General features: G+C 69.8%; 8 protein-coding genes and 2 pseudogenes. 6 read left to right on the top strand and 4 right to left on the bottom strand.

Features of this window, described 5'->3' with window-relative positions:
• Positions 1-7: 7 nt before the first annotated feature.
• Positions 8-8,161, bottom strand: a complete 8,154-nt coding sequence (locus ABZS64_RS27730; protein WP_355835177.1) for a ricin-type beta-trefoil lectin domain protein — start codon at positions 8,159-8,161, stop codon at positions 8-10.
• Positions 8,162-8,534: 373 nt separating this feature from the next.
• Here ABZS64_RS27730 and ABZS64_RS27735 point away from each other — a divergent pair, with 373 nt between their 5' ends.
• The 5 genes and pseudogenes from ABZS64_RS27735 to ABZS64_RS27755 all read left to right on the top strand — a co-directional run bounded on the left by ABZS64_RS27735 (position 8,535) and on the right by ABZS64_RS27755 (position 15,904).
• Positions 8,535-12,932, top strand: a complete 4,398-nt coding sequence (locus tag ABZS64_RS27735; protein WP_355835180.1) for a LamG-like jellyroll fold domain-containing protein — start codon at positions 8,535-8,537, stop codon at positions 12,930-12,932.
• Between the two features lie 197 nt (positions 12,933-13,129).
• Positions 13,130-13,436, top strand: a pseudogene (locus ABZS64_RS27740) (hypothetical protein); the annotation flags it as partial.
• Between the two features lie 163 nt (positions 13,437-13,599).
• Complete coding sequence (locus ABZS64_RS27745) at positions 13,600-14,010, top strand: hypothetical protein (protein ID WP_355835182.1); 411 nt, start codon at positions 13,600-13,602, stop codon at positions 14,008-14,010.
• A 6-nt stretch (positions 14,011-14,016) separates the two neighbouring features.
• A pseudogene (locus ABZS64_RS27750) lies at positions 14,017-14,329 on the top strand (IS1380 family transposase); the annotation flags it as partial.
• 270 nt (positions 14,330-14,599) lie between these two features.
• Positions 14,600-15,904, top strand: coding sequence for a DUF2254 domain-containing protein (locus ABZS64_RS27755; protein ID WP_355835185.1), 1,305 nt, complete (start codon positions 14,600-14,602; stop codon positions 15,902-15,904).
• 4 nt (positions 15,905-15,908) lie between these two features.
• Here the strand turns inward: ABZS64_RS27755 and ABZS64_RS27760 are convergent, their stop codons facing one another.
• From ABZS64_RS27760 to sucC, 3 genes are all read right to left on the bottom strand, one after another.
• Positions 15,909-17,468: an aldehyde dehydrogenase family protein gene (locus tag ABZS64_RS27760; protein ID WP_355835188.1), complete on the bottom strand. Its 1,560-nt coding sequence runs from the start codon at positions 17,466-17,468 to the stop codon at positions 15,909-15,911.
• A 185-nt stretch (positions 17,469-17,653) separates the two neighbouring features.
• Positions 17,654-18,541 (bottom strand): succinate--CoA ligase subunit alpha, encoded by an 888-nt coding sequence (gene sucD, locus ABZS64_RS27765; RefSeq protein WP_355835192.1) that lies wholly within the window; start codon positions 18,539-18,541, stop codon positions 17,654-17,656.
• Between the two features lie 14 nt (positions 18,542-18,555).
• A complete protein-coding gene (sucC, locus tag ABZS64_RS27770; protein WP_355835194.1) occupies positions 18,556-19,683 on the bottom strand; it encodes an ADP-forming succinate--CoA ligase subunit beta in 1,128 nt (375 codons plus the stop codon).
• A 178-nt stretch (positions 19,684-19,861) separates the two neighbouring features.
• Here sucC and ABZS64_RS27775 point away from each other — a divergent pair, with 178 nt between their 5' ends.
• Entirely contained in the window at positions 19,862-21,556 is a 1,695-nt protein-coding gene (locus ABZS64_RS27775) for a thiamine pyrophosphate-binding protein (RefSeq protein WP_355835197.1), read from the top strand.
• Positions 21,557-21,560: the final 4 nt, after the last annotated feature.

Genomic DNA, 21,560 nt, shown 5'->3' on the forward strand with positions numbered 1-21,560 from the left:
CTCCTCCTCAGCCCCTGGGACGGCCGACGAAGTATCCGAAGCTGTTCACGAAGGACACCCCCGGGTTCTCGATCACCTTGGCGCCGTCGTAGTAGAGCAGGTTACCGCTCCAGTCGATCACGGATTCGAGGTACTTGGCGTGGTCGATGTCGCCCTGCACCTCACGTGCGTCCGCCGCCCACGAGGGGTGCACGTGCGAGACGATCACCTCGTTCCGCTTCAACCGGAACACGGTGGCGGTCGGGGATGTGCCCAGGATCGCGGACAGCTTGCCCGTCTTCATGTTCTGGACGACGCCGATCTCCATGTAGAGCGCCTGCGAGGCGTCGGCGAGTGACTGGACAGGCACACCGCTGCCTATTCCGATCCGGCCCTTGGGTCCCTTGCGGTCGAGGGCCGTCGCGATCCGGCGCGCGGAGCCGCTGAGCTGCTTGGTGTCGGTGATCTCCCGCGAGGCGGGATCCGCCCGCACCGAGCGCGTCTGCGTGGTTCCGGTGGAGGGTGCGTCCGGTGCCGCCGAGGAGGCCGAGGAGGATTCCGCCGCGTCCTGGCTGGAGGACTTCTTCGGAGCCGCCGCGTTGCCGCCGGCCGCGTCCTTCGAGGCCTCCTTCGCCGCACCCGCCTCGGCGGCCGCGCCCTTGGGGCCCGCGGGCCCGGCTTCGGCCGAGGCCTTTCCGCCGGCTGCCGCCTTCGTCCCTGCCGATGAGTCTTCGCGGGCCGTTTCTGACAGTCCTTCGCCGCCGGGGCCGGGGCCGCAGTCGCCCAGCATCGCACCGCAGGTCGCCGCGAAGGCCATGCCTGCGCCTTCGATGCAGGCCGGGCCGAGCAGTCCGCCGGACTCGGCGGTGCAGGCCGTGGCCGCGACCACGACCACCACGACGACGAGCACCACCACGATGACCGGTACGGCCTTCTCGATGAAGTGGCCGGCGCAGTCCCAGAATCCGTCGCAGTCGTCATCGCCGCCGCCGCCCCCGGAGGAGGTGGTGGTGGTCGTCGTGACGGTGGTGGTCGTGGTGGTCGTGGTGTCCTGCGGACCGCAGTCGATCACGCACTTGTTCATGGTCGGGTCGTTGTACCAGTCGTCCAGGCCGCTGGGGTCGCTGGTGCTGGCCGGGTTGTCGGCCGCGTACGTGTAGCCGCCCATCTGGTTGGGATCGCCGGCCTGGAACACCGGGTCGGGGCTGAGGAACCGGCCCGTCACGGCGTCGTAGTCGCGCGCGCCCAGCAGATTCAGCCCGGCTGCGGCGTCGAGCGGTTGCCCGACGAACCCGCGGTTCTCGTCCGGTGAGACCCACGACCCGGGCTTGGGTCCGCGCGCGTTGCCGTACGGATCGAAGTACCGCCGCGTGGCGATCAGGCTGACCGCGTCGATCGAGGTCGTGGTCGTGCCGTGCATGGCCGGGAGCTGGTAGCTGACGGCGCCCGCGCTGGTGCGCGTGACGACGGTGCCGTCGGGTCCCTGGTAGTGGCGCAGACCCGTCCAGGTCTTCGCGGCCACGTTCAGCGTGATCTGCTCGGCGCCGCCGAACACGTACAGCACCCGGGTCTTGTCCGTGCCGCCCACCGCTGCGGTCTGCAGGAGCAGCCCGCCATCGGCGTCGTACAGGTACTTGCTGGTGCTGCTGGTGCTGCCATTCCCGGTGGTGACGGTGGCCGTGCGGCCCGCGCTGTCGTACGTGAGGGTCTGGGTTTGGCCCGCCGGGACTGCGCCCGTCTCGGCCGTGTCCCACGCCTGGCCGGCGCTGCCGCAGGCGGCCAGCGTCAGCTGGGTGCCCTTGGTGGCGCTGGCGCCCGGGTCGGTCAGGCACATGGCGCTGTTGGCGGCGTTGACCAGGGCGCCGGTGGTAGTGGCCTTCCACTTCTGGGTGGCGTCGGCACTGCACGTGTCGATCACCACGTGGGTGCCGGCCGTGGTGCCGTTGGAGACGGTGTCCAGGCACATGCCGAGCACCTTGACGGTGCCGTCCGTGCCGATGGTCCACTTCTGCGCGGTGCTGGTGCCCACGCAGGTGTTGACCTGGACCTTGGTGCCCGGCGCGGTGGCACCGCCGGCGTCCTCCACGCACAGCTTGCCGCCGCCCGCCAGGGTGAAGCCGGTGGACAGCGGGCCGGTGGTGCTCACCTTGCGGGTGATGGTGTTGCCGCTGTTCTTGTTGCCGTACGCCGGGTCGGTGTACGTGTTCGTCCAGGTCGCCGAGCCGTCGCCGGGGTGGCTGCTGACCGTGTTGCCCGCCTGGTTGGGCTGGGCGGTCGCGACCGTGCCATCGGCGCCCGCGTAGGCGATGGACTGGGTGGTGTTCGCGAGCGCGTTGCCACCCGCGTCGTGGTTCACCATGCCGGTGCGGTCACCGAGCAGGTCGTAGGTGTACGTCTGCCAGTACGTGGCCGGGCCGCCGACCGTGGTGGTCTTGATCTGCCCGCTGCTGGTGGTCTGGACGCGCGCGGTGTTGCAGCCGCCGACCGCGCCCACCGGCGTCGCCGAGGACGAGTTGATGCCCGCGGTGTCCGTCCAGGCCTGGGTCAGGCGCTGGAAGGAGTCGTAGGTGAAGCACTGGGTGTCGTGGGTGGTGTTGTTCTGCAGGTCGTCGATCGCGGTGACTTCGCCAGCCTGGTTGTAACGGTAGTTGACCACGTCCAGCGCGGTGGCCGAGGTCTGCACCATGCTGCTGGTCTGCGTCAGCCGCCCGGTGGTCGCGTCGTACTGGCCGAAGGTGGCCGTCTGCTTGCCGCTGGGGCCGTAGTTCGCCTGCTGGACCCGTCCGAAGACGTCGTGGACGGTGGCGGACAGGTAGGCCGGGGTGTTGGCCGCGCTGATGTAGCCGCCGAAGGTGTCCAGCGTGCCCTGCTGGGTGTAGCCGTAGTCCACGTCCTCGGCCGGCAGGTTGCCGTCGGCCTGGTAGTGGGTGGTGGACAGCAGGCCGACGGTGGGCGTGTGGTCCGCGGTCATCGTGTACGTGACGGTGCCGCTGGCGGGCGCACTGCTCTGGCCCGCGGCCGCGAAGCCGTCCGTGGCGGGGATGGTCAGGGTGCTGCCGTTGGCCTGGTAGGCCGTGTTGTAGCCGCTGACGGCCTTGGTGTACGCCTTGCCGGTCGCGCCGCCGACATAGCGGGTGGACGAGGTGGGGTAGCCCTTGGCGAGGGTGTCGAACAGCCAGCTCGCCTGGAGCTTGGCCGGGTCCGGGGTGGTCTGCCAGGGGCCGGTGTACTCGCCGGTGCGGCGGTTGTTCCAGTCGTAGGTGAAGGAGAGCACCTGGCCGCGGGGGTCCGTGGTCTGGAGCAGGTTCCCCGCGACGTCGTACTTGTCGAAGCTAGTGGTCCCGGAGTTGGGGTCGGACTGGGTGAGTTTCTGGCCGAGCAGGTTGTACGTGTATGACCAGGTGTTGCCCGCGTTGTCCTTGACCGAGGCGACCTGGCCGGCCGGGTCGAAGGTGTAGTCGGTGGTGGCGTCGGCCGCCGGGACCGTGCCCGCGGTGCCCTGCTTCCAGAGCACGGTGGAGCCGTCGCTGGCGACCACGACCGCGGTGGAGTCGGCCTGCACCCGGAAGGTGGAGCTGGTGGTGGCGGTCAGTCCGGTGGTCCACTTCACGGCGCCGGCCGTGGTGAGCACGGAGAGGTTGCCGTCGGTGCCGAACTTGGCGAAGGCGCCCGGGTTTCCGGCGGTGCCACTGGACCAGATGGTCTTGCCGGTGGCCAGCGCGCTCAGCATCAGGTTGCCGTCCGCCTGCATGGTCAGGCGCACGCTGTTGGAGGCGAGCGAGGTGCCGGAGGGGATTACGTCCCCACCGTGCAGGATCACGGAGGCGTCGGTGTTCTTGGCCACCGTGCGCACGGTCTGGCCGAGCGCGTTGGTGTAGCTGGTGGTCTGGCGCCCGCCGGCCGGGGGCGTGCTGTCGGTCTGGTCGGCGCCCGGGTAGGCGGTGGAGGCGTGCCACTGCTCGACGGCCTGGTGCCACAGGGTGGTGGTGAGGGCCCGGCCCTGGCCGTCATAGGCCGTGGTGGTCTCGGCGGGGATCTGGTTCTCGTTGGCCGCAAAGAGCGTGCTGGTGGGCGCGGTTGCCGGGTCGTAGTACGGGGAGTACGTCGTGACCGGCCAGCCGTGCGAGTCGTGGAAGGTGTCGGAGACGATCCGACCGGTGTCGCTGTCGCCTTGCGGCGTGCTCTGCGTCTGGCGCGGCTGGAGCATGCCGTCGTAGATGGCGACGCCGACCGAGTACGTGCCGTCCTCACGCAGGGTTTTGGTCGTCACCGAGGTGGGCGCGCCGGGCTGGGTGACGGTGTCACCGGGGGCCGCGACGGCGCCCGGGTTGACCGAGTACAGGAAGAGGCGGTCGGCGCTCTGGCCCGCTCCCTTGTCGCGGCCGGGCAGCCACACCGCGGTGCGGCGGCCGAGAGCGTCGTAGGTGATCTCGGTCTTGCGGCCGTTCGCGTCGGTGTGCTGCGTCTCCAGGCCGCGCAGCGGGGAGTGTGTTGAGGTGACCGTCCAGCTCTTGCTGTTGGTGGTCTTGACCGTGGTGGGGTTGGTGTTGTTGCCGGCGGAGTTCCACACAGGGGTGAAGTCGGTGTGGGTGTTCTGCCCGGTGGCGTCCAGGGCGTCGGTGACCCGGCCGATGGCGTCGTACTTCATCGCGGCCGAGGTCTGCCAGTTCTCGGTGCTGCCGGTGAAACCGGTGGCGATTTGCACGCCGGTGGCCGCCGCGTTGGCTGAGAGCTGGCCGAAGGTGCCGAGGCCGGTGAGGGTGCCGTCGCCCTTGTAGTAGATCTTCTTGTCGGACAGCAGGGTCGAGGCGCTCACGGCCGTGCCACAGGGCCCGTGGACCTGGGTGATCTGGTCCGGGAACGAGATCATCGCCGGGTTGGTGGCCGGGGCGCTCGCGTACTGGGTGGTGCTGCACCTCTCCTGACTCGCGTCGCTCACGTCGCCGTGCGCGTCGGCCGTGGAGACCCGGCCCTGTGCGTCGTACGTCGTGTCCGTGCGGGTGTGCCGCCAGGTGCCGTCGGCGAGCTTCGCGTAGCCGTGGCTCTGGGTGCTCTGCATCCGCCGGGCGACCAGTGGGGGCAGGGTGTTCAGGGCGGGCTTGGTCTCGCCCGGGTGGTCGGTCTGCTCCCAGCCGCTCCATGCGGTCTGGGGCACCGTCGCGGTGTCGGTCGAGGTGAAGGGGCCGCTGACGCTCGTGGACGTGATCGTGCCGCCCGCGGCCGTGTAGATGTCCTTCTGGAGCTCGGTGCCCGACAACTGGTCGGCGTCGGTGACGCTTTGCACGACCGACCCGCCGACCTTGGCGTGCACGCTCGCGGAGCGGCGGCTGCCGTCGGCCTTGTAGTCGCCGTCCATGCCCTGGAGGTACGTGGAGACCGTCTGCGTGACGGGCTCGGGGGCGCGGCCGGTCTGGACGGTCACGGTGCGGAAGCCACGGAACTGGCCCCAAGTGCGGTACTGGTCGTCGGTGAAGGGCGAGTCGTCGCGGTGCCAGGCGGCGCCCGCGTAGCTGTATGTGGCCACGCGCGCGGCGGAGCCGGCCGGAGCGGCCTTGCCGTCGGGCCGGTAGGTGGAGGCGATCGTCAGGTCGGAGGTGGTGACCTGACGGACGGTGATCTTGTTGAACCAGTCCTCGATGGGCTTAGAGGCCCCCGGCACGTTCCAGTACACCGGGTAGCAGGAGTTGGTGTTGGAATCGGCCGTGGCGAAGGTCAGGTTCTTGCCCGCGCACGGGTCGAGGTTGTAGTCGACGGCGATGGACTCGCCGGTCTCCGTCTGGATCGTCGACATACGGGGGTGGTAGAGCGGCGGGGCCGACGGCATCACGTCGTTGACGCGGTTGTCGATCTCCGTGCCGGTGAACGCCACCTTGTTCAAGGTGATGTCACTGTTGTCGTTCCCGTAGGTGTCCTTGCCCGTGTGCTGGATGGTCTGCAGCCACATCACAGCCTGGAGGAAGCCGGAGTGCTCGGGGTCGACCGAGGTGCCGGTCACCGGGTCGACGGAGCCGCCCGCGTCTGAGAAGACATGGCCGAGCTGGTAGGAGTCGACCGCCACCAACTTGTCGTTGTCGGCGTCCTTGACGTGCACCTTGGTGGTGATGGAGTCCAGGCGCGTGGTGGACCAGAAGGTCGGGCCCGCGATGACGCAGACGTCCTTGGGGACCGTGGTCGAGCCCTCCGGGATCTCGGTCTTGTCCGTGGAGTCGCAGTGCAGGTCCCACGGCGTGTCCGGCCAGTGCGGGGAGGTCTCGTCCTTCAGGTTGCCGGCCGAGCAGTCCGTGAATGTGGCGTCGGTCTGGCAGCGCTGCTTGGTGGTGAAGACCACCTGCGCCGAGGGGGTGCGCTTGGCCAGCGCGTCGGCGAGCGTGTAGCCGTACGAGATCGACGCGAGGGCGCCGCCGCGGGTGTACGAGGTGAGCGTGCCGAAGTCGCCGTCGGGCGCCTGGCCGCCGCCGAGGCTGTAGTAGTTCGATTCGGTGGAGTAGTCGTACCGCTGGACCAGGCCGTTGGGTGAGACGACGAAGTCCAGGTTCCAGCGCCAGCCCTCGGGCTTGGCGCAGCGCGAGGCCTTGCCCTTGGCCGAGTCGTAGCAGGGGTCGCCGGACTGAGGGTGGAAGACGGGCGCGCCCCAGGCGGAGTCGGTGCTGTCGTCGGTGGGGGTGCCGGACTGAGGGACGGCGGCGGTGCCGAGGCCCGCGGGCGCGTGGTCCGAGCCGAAGTAGGCGGCCGAGCCGTCCGTGGTCAACACGCGGAAGTACGTGCCGTCCTGGAGGCCGTTGGCCGCGCCGGAGAGCTCTTGGACGATCGTGCCGTCGTCGCCGCGCAGCTTCCACTGGCGCAGCAGGCCGGGCACGCCCGAGTCCTTGGTGTCGGGCACCAGCACGCCGGAGTGCGGTCCGAAGGAGATCTGGGCGTTGGCGCCGGTCCAGCAGTTGTCGCCGGAGCCCTTGAGGATCTTGTCGCCGTTGGCGTCGCGGAGGGTGTTGCAGCCGCGGTACGTGCGCTCGACGAAACCGGGGTCGTAGTTCCAGCCGTCGCCGATCCAGGAGGACTGGGAGTTGCGTGCCGAGGTCTCACCGTCCACGGCCTGGGAGTCGTACGACAGGCCCACCGAGGGCGCGTTGCCGCCGAGGCCGGCCGGGACGTCGATCGGGTACGAGTACGTGAACGAGCCGGTGCCGCTGGCCTGCCAGCTGCCCGAGGGGTTCAGGGAGGTGGCCGCGTAGTCGCCCTGGGAGCCGCCGCTGCCGGAGGTAACGGCGAGGGTGGTGCCCTCGGCGGCCGACTGCGTGGACATCGCCGACCTGGCGGTCTTGGCCGGCTTGCCGCCCGTACCGGGGGCGGGGGCGGGGGCGTCGAGGGAGACGGTGGCAGTCAGCTGGTCCGCGGCGGCCCGGTTGGTGAAGGGGATCGCGGTGCGGGTCCGGCACTGGGCCAGCTGGGGGGTGGTCAGGGCGCAGTCGGGCATGCGAACGAGCTGAAGGCGGGAGCCGTAGCCGCCGCCGTACGCCTTGGCGAGGGAGCCGTAGTCGATAACCACCTGCACCTGGCCGGAGTTGGTGGCCGGGCCGGCCGGCGCGACGGAGATCAGCATGCCGTTGGCGCCGGCCCGCAGGGCCTGGGCGTGGGAGCCGACCTTGACGCGGACCGCGCCGGGAGCGGCGTCGGGGGTGGCAGGCGCGCCCTCGGCGCTCTTGGCGGAGCCCTTGCCGTCGGCTGGCTTGGCCGGTGCCACCGGAGTCACCCAGACGGGCAGCGGGCCGGCCTTCAGGGGCGCGTGGGCGCCCTTGGAGCGCTGAGTACCGCCCGCCAGGTTCACCGTCGCGGACCCGGCCTTCGGCCAGGCGGCCCGCTGGGGCTCGTAGCGCTTCAGCGGCCGGTAGCCGGACGGGTGACCCTGCTTCGGGCCGGGGGCGAGCTCATGACCTCCGACCCCGGCGACCTGGGAGACCTTCTTGGGCTTCCAGACCTCGCCCTGGAAGCGGTAGTGGCCGGCCTGGCCGCCCCGGCCCTCCCAGTCGTCGCCCTTGCCGAAGCCGGGCAGGCGCAGGTCGAGACCCTGAGTGAAGGCCAGCGGCAGGAGCAGCGCCAGGCCGGCCAGAACGGCCACACCCAGGAGGCTCTTGCCGCCCCATATCCGGAATCTCTTGCTCGCGAACCAGCGATGCCGAGCTGCCACGTGCCATCCCCCCGCCCACCGGTGGCCGTGCCACCGCAGTTCTGCGTCACACAACTCGCGTGACCGGCGGAGGCTATTGATGTTCGTGAGGTTTGATCAATACGGTGACTCGTCAGCCAGTTCGAACGAAATTAGCCATTGCGAAGGGTCAGTTGCCCCTTTTGCGCGGGATAAAGAACCAGCCATTCAGACAAAACGTGAGGCCTGCTTTGCCGCGCCGCCGCAACGCCGCTGCCGATGCATGGGGGAATCAATGATTCCAACTCACATGATCTTGCGAGGAATTTGACGCATGCTTTGCCATTCTGACCCGAGTCCAAGAGGACTGAGACGCCTGACGCTGTCTCAAAAACTCCTGATAGCAATTTCGGCCATGGCGCTGGCCGCGCCCGCTTTGCCCGCGATCGCCCAGGATCAAGAACCGGCCACCGGCGGCGCCCTGTTCACGGCCCAGCAGGAAGCGGTCGCCGAGGGCCAGACGGTCCCGGTGGACTCCCTCACGACGCAGACCACGACGGTGGCGGCCAACCCGGACGGCACGTTCACCAGCACCACCAGCCTCATGCCCGTACGGGTGCAGAAGGACGGCGCGTGGGTCCCGGTCGACGCCGCCCTCGGCCGCAATGCGGACGGCACGTGGTCTCCCAAGGCCAGCCCGAACGCGGTCGCCCTCTCGGGAGGCGGCAGCGGCCCGGCGGTCAGGCTGACCCACGAGGACGGCAGCGAGCTCGCGCTGACCATGCCCTTCCCGCTGCCCGCCCCGCAGGTCTCCGGCGACGCCGCCCTCTACCCCGCTGTCCTGCCCGGCGTGGACCTTTCGGTCTCCGTCACCGACCAGGGCGGCTTCAGCGACATCCTGATCGTGCATGACGCGGCCGCGGCCGCCGACCCGCGCATCAAGGAGCTGAAGCTCACCGCCGCCACGGACGGCCTGACCCTCCACGCGACGACCTCCGGCGGTATGGAGGCCAAGACCGCCGACGGCACCCTCGATTACCTCTCCCCGCGCCCGGTGATGTGGGACTCCGCTATCCCGGACGCCCCCGCGGCCCCGGCGCAGGCCCCCGCCGCCGGTGCGAAGACCCCGGCCTCCTTCGCGGCGCCGGACCAGGCGATGGCTGCCGACGCGGCGACCGAGAGCCCCGCCGAGACCCCCGCCTCGTCGGTCGACGGCCCAGGCCCCGGCGCCCTCGTCGACCAGGTCCCGATGACCACCACCCAGGGCGCGCTCACCCTGCGCCCGGACATGTCTGTGCTCACGGACCCCGACACCGTCTACCCGGTTTACATCGACCCGTACACGAACCCGGTGTCGAGCAAGTCCGGCCACTTCACCGAGGTGTACTCCAGCTCCGCCTGCTCGGACAGCCCGCAGTACGACAAGCCGCAGTCCAACGGCGAGGGCGTGGGCTACCAGCGCTGGGGTGGGGCCTGCGGCACCGGCCTGGAGCGCTCGTACTACGCCATCAACACCAGCGGCCTCAACCCGGCGATGGTGGTCTCCAAGGCGATCATCACGGTGGGCTCTACCTACGCTGCCAGCTGGGACTGCTCCAAGGACCAGCCGATCACCCTGCACAGCACGGCGCCGATCAATTCCGGCACCGACTGGACCAGCAAGCCGGCCACTTACGACAGCACGTACGCGGCTGTGAAGACCACGATCCCCAGCGCCGCGAACTCCGGCAGCAGCTGCAGCAACCACACCGCGAGCTTCACGGTGACCGGCCAGGCACAGAAGATCGCCGACTCGGGCACAGACTGGTGGACCGTCGGGCTCTTCGGTGACGAGTCCATATCCAGCGGCAACGACAACTACCTGCGGATGTCCACGGTTCTCACCCTGACCACGACCTTCGACATCCCGCCGAACACCCCGGGCAGCCTGCACACCACCCCGGCCGCGACCGGCGCCTCGGGCGCCTGCGTCACCAGCGGGGTCGGCTGGATCGGCGCCACGACGTACAGCGCGGCCGGCAGCAACCTCCAGCTGCACGCGACGGTCACCACCAACGTCTCCGGTGAACTGGCCAGCGCGATCTACGACTTCTGGGACCGCTCCGTCCTCAGCGGCGGCAACCCCACCACCATCGCCACCCCGTCGAGCTCGTACGTCGCCTCCGGCACGGACGCCGACGTCCCCGTGGGCGTCACCCTCAAGGACGGCCACGAGTACGGCTGGGACGTCTACGCCAAGGACAACGCCGCCGCGCACCTGACCTCGCCGGTCTCGCCGCACTGCTGGTTCCGTACGGACTTCAGCCCGCCGGAGACCCCGGACATCGCCGCCAACCCGTCCTTCCCGCAGGTCGGCGGCGGCGCGGGCGACCCCGTCGTGTACGCGGGCCCCGGCCGCACCACCGAGTTCAACGTCTCCGCGGGCGACCGCGCCCCCGCCGCCACCTGCACCCCGGGCCCCTGCCTGATGAGCGGCGTCGACCACTTCGTGTGGCGCCTCGATGCCCAACCCACGGCCCAGGCCGGCACCTCGGTCCCGGTCGGCGGTACGAACGGCTCCGGCGACGCCACCGCGAAGCTGACCGTCCCGGTGACGGCCTGGGGTGTCCACACCCTGTACGTCGCCGCAGTGGACGAGGCCGGCAACCTCTCGCAGTCCCCGGTCGGCTACACGTACACCGTGCCGTGGAACCCGGCCACCAAGATCACCCCCGGTGACATAAGCGGCGACGGGGTCCCCGACGTCCTGGCCACCACCCGCACCGGCGACCTGGTTCTCCTGCCCGGCAACACCGACGCCGCGCAGCCGGTGGCCTCGGCGCAAACGGCCCCGCAGACCGAGCCCACCGCCCCGGCCGCCGGCCCGGCGACGGTCTCGACCGCGGCGCAGTCCCCGGACGGGACGGGCTGGAACAACTACCTCATTGCCCACCGCGGCAACCTGCACAGCTCCGACGTGGACGACCTGTTCGCGTACAACAAGCAGACCCACCAGCTCTACGTCGTCAAGAACGACCTCGACCCGGCCGCCGACGACGCCTTCCCGCACCAGCCGTACTCCACGTACGCGGGCTTCATGGGCAAGCGCTTCGACGTCGTGCCGAAGGACGCCTGCGAGCCCGTCGAGCGGGTCGCGGACAACGCCCGCTGCCGCACCGCCGGGTACAACAGCACCTCCTGGAACGTCGAGCAGCTCGTAACGCCCGGCAACCCATATGGCAACACGACCAACTATCCGGCGGTAATCACCGTCGAGGGCAAGAAGCTGTGGATCTACCAGACCGACGGCGGCGGCCACTTCAAGCATCCGCTGCTGCTTGGCGACGGCGACTGGTCCGGCTTCACCCTCCTCGGCCCGGGCACCGTCGGGGGCACCCTCACCACGGGTGACGACGGCAAGGGCAGCGTCACCGGCGGCTCGCCCGTCCTGTGGGCCCGGGACGACAGCAGCGGCTCGGTGCTCAGCTTCCCGATCACCGTCGACTCCGAAACCCTGGTGCCGGCGCTGCTGCACGCCCCGGTGGACACGGCCCTCACCTCCGCGGTGGCGGCGGCCGGCGGCGGCAAGCTCTGCCTCGACGTGTACCAGCAGCACACCGCCAACGGCACCAAGGTCGAGACGTGGGCCTGCAACGGCACCCGCGCCCAGACCTGGACGCTGATGTCCGACGGCTCCCTCCGCGCGCTGGGCGCCTGCCTCGACGTCAACGGCGGCGGCACGGCCAACGGCACCCTGGTGCAGCTGTGGTCCTGCAACGGCGGCGGGTCCCAGAAGTGGACCCTCGGCGCATCCGGCAGCCTGGTGAACCCCCAGTCCGGCAAGTGCCTGGACGACCCGAACGGCAGCAACACCCCGGGCGCCCAGCCGCAGATCTACACCTGCAACGGCACCGCCGCCCAGAACTGGACCACAGGGGCGGCCGCCGACTGGCAGACCAACCCGCCCACCGCGCTGTCCCTGGTCCTCTGGTCGGGCCAGTACCCCTCCGTGATGTCCCCGGGCGACCTCAACAGCCCCGCGGGCGGACCCGACGGCCACCCCGAGCTGTACGCGGTCGACAGCGCCGGCCAGCTCGTCGAGTACGCGGGCGCCGCCCCCACGGGCACCACGGCCGCGTTCACCGCCCCCGCTTCCCTGGGCGCGGTCGGCAACACCGCCACCCACGAGTGGCGCCTCGACGAGGGCGCCGGCGCCACCGCGGCCGACGACCCCGGGGCCCTCGACGCCGCGCTGACCGGGGCATACGCCTGGAACACTGACGCCGGCCGCGGGAAGGTGCTGAACCTGTCCGGGACCACCGGGTACGCGGCCACGACCGGACCGGCCGTGGACACCTCGGGCAGCTTCACCGTCTCGGCCTGGGTCAAGCTCGGCTCGGCGACCGGCAACTCGACCTTCGTCTCCCAGTCGGACGGGGCGGGCAACGCCAACGGCTTCCAGCTGTACTACTCCTCCGGAGGCAAGGTCTGGGCCTTCGGCCGACACCACGATGACACCGCCAGCCCGGCCTTCTCGGCGGCGTACGGCGCCCCGGCTGTGGTCGGCAAGTGGACCCACCTCGTCGGCGTGTACGACGCGGCCTCGGACCAGCTGCTGCTGTACGTCGACGGCAAGCTCTCGGCGACCAAGGCGTACGTGGGCACCACGTGGAACGCCGACGGCGGGGTGCAGATCGGCCGCCGGCTGTACGAGAGCGCGTACGGCGAGTACGCCAACGGCTCGGTGAACGATGTGCGCATCTACCCGACCGCCCTGCCCGCGGCGAACGCGGCGGCGACGGGCTCGCTGCCAGGGATCACGCAGCTGGACTGACCGTCGGAGGGGCGGGCTGCCGAGCACCCCGCCCCTCCGACGCGTGCACGGGTGCCGGCGGGACGGCCGAGGATCGAAGTGTCCACGGCGCCGTCCCGCTGGCCCCCGCCCCTCCGCCCGTTTCGGCACCGGGGTCCTGAATTGGGACGCTCTGACCGGACCACCCCCGATGCTGTCCAGGCCAACCGCGTAGGGACGTGCTGCTGGTCGAGACGGTCCGCAAGTCCGGCCTGGACACAGCGATATCGGCGGCACTGACACACGATGGCGCAAGCCGCGGGCCGTGCAGATCCTGCTGGATGTGGCCCTGGCCGTCGCACTCGGCGGAGCCTGCCGGACCGAGCCTGCCGGACCGAGCCGGCCGTGTTCGAGCCGGCCGTGTTCGAGCCGGCCGTGTTCGAGCCGGCCGTGTTCGGGCCGGTGGCCTCCGACCTGACGCTCTCCCGGCTGATCGACCCGCCGGCCGCGGGCGGGAAGCGCGCCCTGGCCGCGCTGCGCATCGCCGCGCTGAAGTGCGCGAGCAGGTAAGGCGGTTGGCCAGTTATGCGGCGCCGGAAGGTTCGCTCCGGCAGTTCACCAAGCGGATGGCATTGTGTCGTTGACATGTCCGATGTGAGGCACGATCTTTGTGAGCGAATGACTGTTGGCTAAACAAGGGGGAACGTCAATGCGGTTGGTGCGTATCACGCTAGCGAGCACGATGGTGGCCTCGGGGATGCTCGCGTTCGGCGCCAGTCCTGCGCAGGCGGCCACGTATTGCACCTCGTGGAAGCAGGTGGAGAACTTCCAGCAGCGGGCCTGTGTCATCACCGAGAGCGGCACCAAGATCAGGCACCGGCACTATGTCCGCAACCTGATAGACCGGACGCAGAAGACCCAGGTGACCACGTTCCGGTATATCAACGGCAGCGTCAGTATCTGCAAGAGCGCGCGTGTGGAGACGTTCTCCGCGCTGCAGACCAAGAGTTGGTCGTGTGACAGCCGTCGGGTCTCCCGATCGAAGTACATGACCCGTGGCTACATCACCAAGCAGGCCGGCGGCAATGTCGGTGTGGACTCGCGGACCATCACTGGCTGACCCACCGCCCCTCGCTCCGCCTCCGCCCGGACGCCGACCGTCGAACCTGGCGGCGACGTCCGCGGCGGCGCCTGGGTCACCGAGTTGGCCGGGGACCTACTGACGGGCCGGCCAGGGAATGCGGCTGATCGTCCGCAAGGAACGCCCACACCCCGGCGCCCAGTTGCGTTTCACCGATGCCGGACGGCATGCGTCTGACCTGCTTCGTCACCAATACCCCGGCACCGCGATCGTGGGGCTGGAACTGCGACACCACCAGCGTGCCCGCTGCGAAGACCGTATCCGAGGCGCCCGCGACGCCGGCCTGCGAAGCTTCCCCTGCCCCGACGTAGGAACCGACGGGCCGTCATAGAAGATCGAAGCTAACGTGTGGCTGCCGGCGGAAGTACCCGGGAGCCCCCCACCATTCGGCGTGGTGCACGCACACCCGGCTTGCTGCTGCCAGGGCGCGTATCGGCAGGCGGCCCTCTTGCCGCGCAATTGGCGCTGACCGCGCTGCTGAGGGCTTGCCAGCCGCAGGCTTGAGCCCACCGCATGCCCTACAGCGTGTATCCGCAACGATGCGCACCGTGACGCTACCGTCGTCGGCGTGAGTGATCGCAGCTATCAACGGCCCCGCACGCTCTCGCCGCTGCGTGAGCATCTGCGGGACACCTTCTGGTTCGCGCCGAGCGCGGGGCTCGGCCTTGCCGTAGTTCTGTGGGTGGCATCGTCCGAGCTGGATACCAGGATCGTCGCGTATCTCCAGGACCAGCAGGATTACGAAGCTGTCAGCGATCTGATCTCGATCGCCGACGATCTCAAGACGATCGTGACGACGATCAGCTCGGCAATGATGACCTTCATCGGTGTCGTCTTCAGCATCTCGCTGGTCGCCGTGCAGATGGCGAGCGGGAACCTGACGCCCCGTGTGGTGCGGATCTTCGTACGGAGCCGGATCAGCAAGGCGACGCTGACGGTGTTCCTCGCGACCTTTCTCTTCTCGCTGCTGGTGCTGACCTCGTACGAGAGCGAGGCCGATCCTCGGCGGGTCACCTCTGTGCCGGTGGTGCAGAGTCTGCTGACCATGGCGCTTGTTGGGCTGAGCCTGCTGCTCTTCATCGCCTATGTGAGTCAGACGCTGCGGCTGATGCAGGTCGGGCCGGTCGTCGACCGTATCGCGCGGGAGTCGCTCCGGGTGCTGGTGCGGCAGCCGGCCGGGGAGCGGGATCCGGTGCCGCTCGCGCGGGAGGGCAGGTGGATCGCGCATCAGGGGCGGGCGGGGGTGCTGCGGGATGTGAATGTGGCGCGGCTCGTTCGGGCTGCCCGGAAGCAGGGCGTTGTGCTGCGGCTGATCCCGCGTATCGGGGACTACGTCGTTCCCGGGACGCCGATGCTGTCCGTGCACGGTGAAGGGGAGCCGCTGCGGCGGACGTTGGCCTACACCGTGTCCGTAGGCGTCGAGCGGACCTTTCATCAGGATCCCGGGCTCGGGCTGCGGCAGCTGTCGGACATCGCACTGCGTGCGCTCTCGCCCGCCGTGAACGATCCGACGACCGCTGTGCAGTGTCTGGACCGCATAGTGCAGTTGCTGACGGTGGTGGCGAGGAAGCCGCTCGGGGAGGTGCATCACCGGGATGGCCAGGGCGCGGTGCGTCTGGTGCAGGACGTGCCAGGGTGGACGGATCTGGTGGATCTGGCGCTGGCGGAGATCCGCGTGTTCGCTGTGGGCAGTCCCCAGGTCACGCGGCGGCTGGTGGCCGGGATCGACGATCTGCTGCTCCTCGTGCCCGAGGAGCGCAGGGAGCCGCTGGTCAGGCATCGGGCACTGCTGGTTCAGGCGGTGGAGCGGGCCGTGCCCGAGGCGGCCGAGCGGGAGTTCGCGCTCCTGCCCGACCGCCAGGGAATTGGATGACCAATTACGGCATCAGGTGGTAGTCGGGGAAGTTGCCCGGCAGCCGCTCCCCCTCCGGGCCGTCGGTCACCGCCCGCACCAGCAGTTCGCCTCCGACGAAGGCGCCCCGCCACGACGCCCCGAAACCGCCGAACAGTTCGTCGCGGTCACCGCGCGAGCGCGGCTTTCCCCGGCCGACCTTGAAGGCGCGGATCTGCGGCGACAGGCGCTCGTACGTCTCCGGGTCGTCCGTCGACAGGGTCGCCACGAGCGCGCCGTTGGAGGCGTTCATCGCGGCGAGCAGCTCCGCCTCCGTGTCGACCAGGACGATTGTGTCGACCGGGCCGAACGGCTCCGCGTGGTGCAGCGGCGAGGATGGCGGCGGGCCGAGGAGGGTGACCGGCGGGAGGTACGCGGAGGTGTCCTGGCCGGACAGGAACGCGCCGTCGGAGAGCGTGCCCCGGTGCAGGGGTACGGCCCCGCGGTTGATCGCCTCGGCGACGTGGTCGCCCAGTTCCTTGGCCTTCGCCGCGTTGATCAACGGGCCGAAGTCCAGGGTCGGCAGCGGGTCGGAGGCGTTCTCGACGGCCAGGGGGTGGCCCGTACGGATGGAGCGTACGGCGGGGAGATAGGCCGCAAGGAAGTCGGCGAACAGCTCGCGCTGGACGACGAATCGCGGGTATGCCGTGCACCGCTGCTTCCCGTAGTCGAACAGCTTGGGGATCACCGCCGTGAGTGAGTCCCAGTCGCTGAAGTTCCACAGGCCCCAGGTGTTCAGGCCTTCCTGCTCCAGGATGTGCCGCTTGCCGAGGTCGGCGACCGCGGTCGCGATACGGGCTCCGGTGTCGCGGCCGCCGACGAAGGAGACGCAGCCGATTTCCGGGGAGCGGACCAGGGCTTCGGAGAGCTGGCCGCCGCTGCCGCTGACCAGGGTGATCGGGATGCCCTCGCGGGCGGCGAGTGCGGAGGCGAGGGTGAGGCAGGCGACGCCGCCGTCGGTCGGGGTCTTCGCGATGACCGCGTTGCCCGCCAGTGCCTGCACGAGCATGGCGTGGACCAGCACGGACATCGGGTAGTTCCAGCTGGCGATGTTGGAGACCGGGCCGGGGAGCGCGGTGCGGCCCTGAAGCATCGGCTCGATTCCGTCGACGTACCAGCGCACGCCGTCGATCGCACGGTCGACGTCCGCCTGGGCGAGCCGCCACGGCTTGCCGATCTCCCAGACCAGCAACAGGGCCAGCAGTTCGCGGTGTTCGGTGAGCGCGTCGAGCGCGGCGCCGACGCGGGCCCTGCGCTCGTCGAGGGGTACGTGCCGCCAGGCGCGGTGCTGGTCGAGCGAGGCGCGTACCGCCTGCTGGGCGGTGTCCGCGTCCAGGCGCGGCGGGCCCGCGATGGGGCTGCCGTCGACGGGGCTGGTCGCGGGCAGGGCGCTGCCGTCGGCCTGCCACTGCGCGGACCAGAGGTTGAGCACGCGGTCGTCCCGGAATGCCTCGGGGGCGACCGCGAGAGCGCGCTGCCAGGCGTCGGACCAGGCGGTGCCCGGCTTGAGGATGAGAGTGGATGCTGCGGTGAGGGTGGGTGCCATGAGGGTGGTCTCCGCTCGAAAGGGGGCGGGAGGGGCCGGACGGTGGGCCATGAGTGTGTGGCACGCACTCGGCGTCATTGGGCGGTGACGCCAACGGGACCACGGGGTACGGGACTGCGTCAACGCGGCCGCGTCACGACGTCAGCGAGCCGTCAACGCGACCGCGTGGCCGTGTCAGTGCGATGTCAGCGGGACTGTTCCAAGCGCGCCAGGACCAGTCGTGAGGTCTCGGTGGGCGTCGATCCGACAGGCACACTCGCCGCTTCGAGGGCCTTCTTCTTGGCCTCCGCGGTGCCGGATGAGCCCGAGACGATGGCTCCCGCGTGGCCCATCGTCTTGCCCTCCGGTGCGGTGAAGCCCGCGATGTATCCCACGACAGGTTTGGTGACGTGATCGGCGATGTACGCCGCGGCGCGCTCCTCGGCGTCACCTCCGATCTCCCCGATGAGCACTATGAGTTCGGTGTCCGGGTCCTTTTCGAAGGCGGCGAGACAGTCGATGTGTGTGGTGCCGACGACCGGGTCGCCGCCGATGCCGACCGCGGAGGAGAATCCTGTCTCGCGCAGCTCGTACATGAGTTGATAGGTGAGCGTGCCGGACTTGGATACGAGTCCGATGCGGCCGGGCTTGGCTGCGATGTCGGCGGGGATGATGCCGGCATTGGACTGTCCGGGGCTGATCAGGCCGGGGCAGTTGGGGCCGATGACCCGGGTGCCGCGCTGCGCGGCGTAGGCCTGGAAGGTCACCGCGTCATGGACGGGGATGCCCTCGGTGATGACGACGGCGAGGCCGATTCCGGCGTCCACGGCTTCCACGACGGCCGCCTTGGCGAACGGCGGTGGCACGAAGACGACGGTGACATCGGCGCCGGTGGCGTCGATGGCCTCGCGCACGGTTCCGAAGACGGGCACGGCCCGGTCGTCGAAGTCGACGACCTTGCCCGCCTTGCGCGGGTTGACGCCGCCGACGATGTCGGTGCCGGAGGCGAGCATCCGGCGGGTGTGCTTCATGCCCTCGGCGCCGGTCATGCCCTGGACGAGGACCTTGCTTTCCTTGGTGAGGAAGATGGCCATGGTTCCCGATCCCTTCAGTTGGCGAGGACTGCGGCCTGGCGGGCGGCGTCGTCCATGGTGGTGGCCTGCTGGACGAGGGGGTGGGCGCGACCGTCGAGGATCGCGCGGCCGCGGGCGGCGTTGTTGCCGTCGAGCCGTACGACGAGGGGCTTGGTCAGGCGTACGGATTCCAGGGCCTGGACGATGCCGTCGGCCACGGCGTCGCATGCGGTGATCCCGCCGAAGACATTGACGAAGACGGACTTCACATCGGGGTCGGAGAGGATGACGGCCAGCCCGTCGGCCATGACCTGGGCGGATGCCCCTCCCCCGATGTCGAGGAAGTTGGCGGGCCGGGCGCCGCAGCCGGCGACGACGTCGAGGGTGGACATGACCAGGCCGGCGCCATTGCCGATGATGCCGACTTCGCCGTCGAGCTTGACGTAGTTGAGGCCCTTGGCGGCGGCCGCCGCCTCCAGTGGGTCGTCGTGCTCCTCCGTCTCGCCGGATCCCCAACGGGCCTGCCTGAAGCGGGCGTTGTCGTCGAGGGTGACCTTGCCGTCGAGAGCGAGGATCCGGCCGCTCGTGGTGCGTACGAGCGGGTTCACTTCGACGAGGAGGGCGTCCTCGCGGACGAGGACCTGCCACAGGGACTGGATGACGGGGAGAGTTGTGGACGGCAGGCCGGCGGCGGCCGCGATCTCGGCGGCCTTGTCGGCGGTGACGCCGTGCGCGGGATCGATGGGGATACGGGCCACCGCATCCGGGCGGGTGGCTGCGACCTCCTCGATGTCCATGCCGCCTTCGGCCGATGCGATGGCGAGGAAGGTTCCGGCCGCGCGGTCGAGGACGTAGGAGAGGTAGAACTCGGCCTCGATGTCGACGGGTTGGGCCAGCATGACCTTGCGTACGGTGTGGCCCTTGATGTCCATGCCGAGGATCTGGCGGGCCGTGATCTCGGCCGCTGCCGCGTCGGCCGCGAGCTTCACTCCGCCCGCCTTGCCGCGTCCGCCTGTCTTCACCTGGGCCTTGACGACGACGCGGCCGCCGAGTCGTTCCGCTGCGTACTTGGCCTCCCGGGCCGAGTCTGTGACCTCGGCTTTCGGCACGGGGATGCCGTAGTCCTCGAAGAGTTCCCTTGCCTGGTGCTCGTACAGGTCCATTCCGGCTCCTGACCGCTGTGTCTGTCTGGGGAGCGACCCCCAGTCCCCCGAAAGGTGCTGCACGCCCCTGGACACCACCCATCGGATGCGGGATAACAAGCTTCATACAGTATTCGTCGACTGTATGCAATGTACCGGGACACGCACCGACTCCCCTACGAAGGGACAGGACTTCGCCATGCCGGACGACACCAGCGACAAGAACCAAGCACTCATCTCAGGTGGTCACCTGGTCGCCAAGGCGCTCAAAGCAGAAGGCGTGGAGGTCATCTACACCCTCTGTGGCGGCCACATCATCGACATCTACGACGGCTGCGTCGACGAAGGCATCGAAGTCGTCGACGTACGTCATGAACAGGTCGCCGCCCACGCCGCCGACGGTTACGCACGCATCACGGGCAAGCCCGGCTGCGCGGTCGTGACGGCGGGACCGGGGACGACCGACGCCGTCACCGGTGTCGCCAACGCCTTCCGGGCCGAGTCCCCCATGCTGCTCATCGGCGGCCAAGGAGCGCACAGCCAGCACAAGATGGGCTCGCTCCAGGACCTGCCGCACGTCGACATGATGACGCCGATCACCAAGTTCGCCGCGACCGTGCCGGACACGGCGCGCGCGGCCGACATGGTTTCCATGGCCTTCCGCGAGTGCTACCACGGCGCGCCCGGGCCCTCCTTCCTGGAGATCCCCCGCGACGTACTGGACGCCAAGGTGCCGGTGGAGAAGGCACGGGTGCCGCAGGCCGGGCAGTACCGGGCCTCGACACGCAGCTCCGGCGACCCGGCAGACGTGGAGAAGCTCGCCGATCTGCTGGTGCACGCGGAGAAGCCGGCGATCCTGCTCGGCAGCCAGGTGTGGACAACGCGGGCCACGGACGCGGCCGTCGAGCTCGTACGGACGCTCAATGTGCCCGCCTATATGAACGGAGCAGGGCGCGGAACGCTGCCGCCCGGGGATCCGCACCACTTCCAGCTCTCGCGGCGCTACGCCTTCTCCAACGCCGACGTCATCGTCATCGTCGGTACACCGTTCGACTTCCGGATGGGGTACGGCAAGCGGCTGTCGCCGGACGCGACGGTCGTACAGATCGACCTGGACTACCGGACCGTCGGCAAGAACCGGGACATCGATCTCGGGATCGTGGGTGACGCCGGGCAGATTCTGAAGTCGGTGACCGAGGCGGCCAGTGGCCGGCTCAACGGCGGAGCCGTCAAGCGCAAGGCGTGGCTCGAAGAGCTCCGCGCCGCCGAGCAGGTCGCCCTGGACAAGCGGCTGCCGCAGCTGCGTTCGGACGCCTCCCCCATCCATCCGTACCGCCTGGTCAGCGAGATCAACGACTTCCTGACCGAGGACTCCATCTACATCGGCGACGGCGGCGACATCGTCACCTTCTCCGGGCAGGTCGTCCAGCCCAAGTCGCCAGGACACTGGATGGATCCGGGACCGCTCGGCACGCTCGGCGTCGGTATCCCCTTCGTCCTCGCGGCCAAGCAGGCACGCCCGGACAAAGAGGTCGTGGCGCTCTTCGGCGACGGCGCCTTCTCGCTCACCGGCTGGGACTTCGAAACGCTCGTCCGCTACAACCTGCCCTTCGTCGGGATCGTTGGCAACAACTCCTCGATGAACCAGATCCGTTACGGCCAGGCACAGAAGTACGGCCTGGAGCGAGAGCGGATCGGCAACACCCTCGGGGACGTCCACTACGACAAGTTCGCCCAGATGCTGGGCGGTTACGGCGAGGAAGTCCGCGACCCGGCTGATATCGGCCCGGCTCTTCAGCGCGCCCGTGAGTCCGGGCTGCCGTCGCTGATCAACGTCTGGGTCGACCCCGACGCGTACGCCCCCGGAACCATGAACCAGACCATGTACAAGTAGAGGA

The organism is Streptomyces sp. NPDC005408, assembly GCF_040606445.1.
Lineage (GTDB): Bacteria > Actinomycetota > Actinomycetes > Streptomycetales > Streptomycetaceae > Streptomyces.